Origin of the sequence: Priestia sp. TSO9 (genome assembly GCF_021029645.1) — a bacterium.
Taxonomy (GTDB): Bacteria; Bacillota; Bacilli; order Bacillales; family Bacillaceae_H; genus Priestia; species Priestia megaterium_E.
Map to the genome: position 1 here is coordinate 1 of NZ_JAJEKD010000025.1, position 2,854 is coordinate 2,854.

A 2,854-nucleotide genomic window follows, 5' to 3' on the forward strand; every position below is an offset into this window, starting at 1 on the left:
GTTGTACCATTTATTCGCTAATGGTTAAGTTAGAAAGGGCGCACGGTGAATGCCTTGGCACTAGGAGCCGATGAAGGACGGGACTAACACCGATATGCTTCGGGGAGCTGTAAGTGAGCTTTGATCCGGAGATTTCCGAATGGGGAAACCCACTGTTCGTAATGGAACAGTATCTTTATCTGAATACATAGGATATTGAAGGCAGACCCGGGGAACTGAAACATCTAAGTACCCGGAGGAAGAGAAAGCAAATGCGATTTCCTGAGTAGCGGCGAGCGAAACGGAATTAGCCCAAACCAAGAGGCTTGCCTCTTGGGGTTGTAGGACACTCTATACGGAGTTACAAAGGAACGAAGTAAATGAAGCGACCTGGAAAGGTCCGTCGAAGAAGGTAACAACCCTGTAGTTGAAACTTCGTTCCCTCTTGAGTGGATCCTGAGTACGGCGGAACACGTGAAATTCCGTCGGAAGCTGGGAGGACCATCTCCCAAGGCTAAATACTACCTAGTGACCGATAGTGAACCAGTACCGTGAGGGAAAGGTGAAAAGCACCCCGGAAGGGGAGTGAAAGAGATCCTGAAACCGTGTGCCTACAAGTAGTCAGAGCCCGTTAACGGGTGATGGCGTGCCTTTTGTAGAATGAACCGGCGAGTTACGATCCCATGCAAGGTTAAGCTGATAAGGCGGAGCCGTAGCGAAAGCGAGTCTGAATAGGGCGTTTAGTATGTGGTTGTAGACCCGAAACCAGGTGATCTACCCATGTCCAGGGTGAAGTTCAGGTAACACTGAATGGAGGCCCGAACCCACGCACGTTGAAAAGTGCGGGGATGAGGTGTGGGTAGCGGAGAAATTCCAATCGAACCTGGAGATAGCTGGTTCTCTCCGAAATAGCTTTAGGGCTAGCCTCATGTTGTGAGAGTCTTGGAGGTAGAGCACTGATTGGACTAGGGGCCCCCAACGGGTTACCGAATTCAGTCAAACTCCGAATGCCAAAGACTTATCCATGGGAGTCAGACTGCGAGTGATAAGATCCGTAGTCAAAAGGGAAACAGCCCAGACCACCAGCTAAGGTCCCCAAGTATACGTTAAGTGGAAAAGGATGTGGAGTTGCTTAGACAACCAGGATGTTGGCTTAGAAGCAGCCACCATTTAAAGAGTGCGTAATAGCTCACTGGTCGAGTGACTCTGCGCCGAAAATGTACCGGGGCTAAACGTATCACCGAAGCTGTGGATTGACATCTTTGATGTCAGTGGTAGGAGAGCGTTCTAAGTGCAGCGAAGTCAGACCGTAAGGACTGGTGGAGCGCTTAGAAGTGAGAATGCCGGTATGAGTAGCGAAAGACAAGTGAGAATCTTGTCCACCGAATGCCTAAGGTTTCCTGAGGAAGGCTCGTCCGCTCAGGGTTAGTCGGGACCTAAGCCGAGGCTGAAAAGCGTAGGCGATGGCCAACAGGTTGATATTCCTGTACCACCTCCCCGCCGTTTGAGTAATGGGGGGACGCAGTAGGATAGGGTAAGCGCGCTGCTGGATATGCGCGTTCAAGCAGTTAGGCTGATGAGTAGGCAAATCCGCTCATCATAAAGGCTGAGCTGTGATGACGAGGGAATTATAGTACCGAAGTTCCTGATTCCACACTGCCAAGAAAAGCCTCTAGCGAGGCGGGAGGTGCCCGTACCGCAAACCGACACAGGTAGGCGAGGAGAGAATCCTAAGGTGATCGAGAGAACTCTCGTTAAGGAACTCGGCAAAATGACCCCGTAACTTCGGGAGAAGGGGTGCTCTGGTAGGGTGTATAGCCCGAGAGAGCCGCAGTGAATAGGCCCAGGCGACTGTTTAGCAAAAACACAGGTCTCTGCGAAGCCGCAAGGCGAAGTATAGGGGCTGACGCCTGCCCGGTGCTGGAAGGTTAAGAGGAGGGGTTATCCTTTGGGAGAAGCTCTGAATCGAAGCCCCAGTAAACGGCGGCCGTAACTATAACGGTCCTAAGGTAGCGAAATTCCTTGTCGGGTAAGTTCCGACCCGCACGAAAGGCGTAACGATCTGGGCACTGTCTCAACGAGAGACTCGGTGAAATTATAGTACCTGTGAAGATGCAGGTTACCCGCGACAGGACGGAAAGACCCCGTGGAGCTTTACTGTAGCCTGATATTGAATTTTGGTACAGCTTGTACAGGATAGGTAGGAGCCTGAGAAGCCGGAGCGCTAGCTTCGGTGGAGGCGTCGGTGGGATACTACCCTGGCTGTATTGAAATTCTAACCCGCGGCCCTGATCGGGCCGGGAGACAGTGTCAGGTGGGCAGTTTGACTGGGGCGGTCGCCTCCTAAAATGTAACGGAGGCGCCCAAAGGTTCCCTCAGAATGGTTGGAAATCATTCGTAGAGTGTAAAGGCACAAGGGAGCTTGACTGCGAGACCTACAAGTCGAGCAGGGACGAAAGTCGGGCTTAGTGATCCGGTGGTTCCGCATGGAAGGGCCATCGCTCAACGGATAAAAGCTACCCCGGGGATAACAGGCTTATCTCCCCCAAGAGTCCACATCGACGGGGAGGTTTGGCACCTCGATGTCGGCTCATCGCATCCTGGGGCTGTAGTCGGTCCCAAGGGTTGGGCTGTTCGCCCATTAAAGCGGTACGCGAGCTGGGTTCAGAACGTCGTGAGACAGTTCGGTCCCTATCCGTCGTGGGCGTAGGAAATTTGAGAGGAGCTGTCCTTAGTACGAGAGGACCGGGATGGACACACCGCTGGTGTACCAGTTGTCTTGCCAAAGGCATCGCTGGGTAGCTATGTGTGGACGGGATAAGTGCTGAAAGCATCTAAGCATGAAGCCCCCCTCAAGATGAGATTTCCCATAGCG

The 2,854-nt window shown here is 52.6% G+C and carries 1 rRNA gene; it reads left to right on the top strand.

Features of this window, described 5'->3' with window-relative positions:
- Nucleotides 1-22 precede the first annotated feature (22 nt).
- A 23S ribosomal RNA gene (locus LJC66_RS27295) occupies nucleotides 23-2,854 on the top strand; the annotation flags it as partial.